The sequence below is a fragment of the Rickettsia sp. TH2014 genome, assembly GCF_019249195.1.
In the GTDB taxonomy this organism is placed as follows: domain Bacteria; phylum Pseudomonadota; class Alphaproteobacteria; order Rickettsiales; family Rickettsiaceae; genus Rickettsia; species Rickettsia felis.
Genome location: NZ_MXAX01000151.1, coordinates 1 through 1,166 on the forward strand (window position 1 = coordinate 1; position 1,166 = coordinate 1,166).

Here is a 1,166-nt window from a genome sequence, read left to right on the forward strand (position 1 = left end):
TTTTTTGATTTAGATTCATCTCTAATCCTCCATTNNNTATTATCTTAATTTTACTAAATGTAAGATTAAATCTCAACTATTACAAATAAATAGATAGGCTATACTCGCTGAATTTGAAAAACCCTCGATGTCATTCCTGCAACAACGTCAATGCCACGCTGGAATGACATTTAATATTTGCGCAAACTCTTCTTGGTTAGAATATTCTAATGTGGTTTTATCTTGTATCTGATTTTTAAACCAAGTAACTTGTCTTTTAGCATAATGGCGGGTTCGTATTTGAGCTGCATTTAAAGCCTCATCTAAAGTAAGATTACCGTCTAAATAAGCCAAAATTTCTTTTATCCCTACAGCTTTTAAATTCGCATAATCTTTAGGAGTAAATTGCTTTTTTATTAAAGCTATTTCATCAATTGCTCCTTCTTTAAATATCTTATCTAAACGCTCATCGCATGTCTTATACACAAATTTTCGCTCAGGATTTAAGAAGATAATTTTGAAATTAAAATCAGATAAGATCTGTTCTTTTGGTAAAGTTTGAAAGGAAAAAATAGATTTACCGGTTTGCATAAATACTTCATAAGCTCTAATTAAACGCTGAGTATCATGTTGGTTTATTTTAGAAGCAGCAAGCGAGTCAAGTTCCTCTAATTTATTCCATAGTTCTATATTGCCTATTTCAGCATGTAAGTTTCTTGCTTGTTTTCGTAAATCTTCTGATATATCGGGGATATTATTATAGCCAAAAACTAAGGAATTGATATATAATCCCGTTCCTCCTATTAATATAGGTAGCTTACCTCGAGCGGTTATTTCTTTTATTTTTTCTGTTACAAGTTTTAGATATTTTATTACTGAGAAATCTTCCGTAATTGATAGAAAATTATATAAATGGTAAGTAACTTCAGCTATATAGCTTTTCGGAGGGGAGGCGGTAATAATAGGGATTTCTTTATAAACCTGCATTGAGTCGATATTAATAATTTCGCCATTATAAGCTTTAGCCAGTTCATGCCCTAAATAAGACTTTCCGCTAGCAGTCGGCCCGCATAATATAATTATTTCTTTCTTTGTCACTGATATATAGTTAGCCTATAATTATTGGGATGTTGCATGGCTCGGTTTTCCGCTATTAGCGAGAAAGCATTACCCACAAAACCGTCATT

1 protein-coding gene is annotated in these 1,166 nt (G+C 32.0%); it reads right to left on the bottom strand.

The annotated features are described in order from the left end of the window. Positions 1 to 147: 147 nt before the first annotated feature. A complete protein-coding gene (miaA, locus tag KYQ89_RS02855; RefSeq protein WP_218460321.1) occupies positions 148 to 1,077 on the bottom strand; it encodes a tRNA (adenosine(37)-N6)-dimethylallyltransferase MiaA in 930 nt (309 codons plus the stop codon). Positions 1,078 to 1,166: the final 89 nt, after the last annotated feature.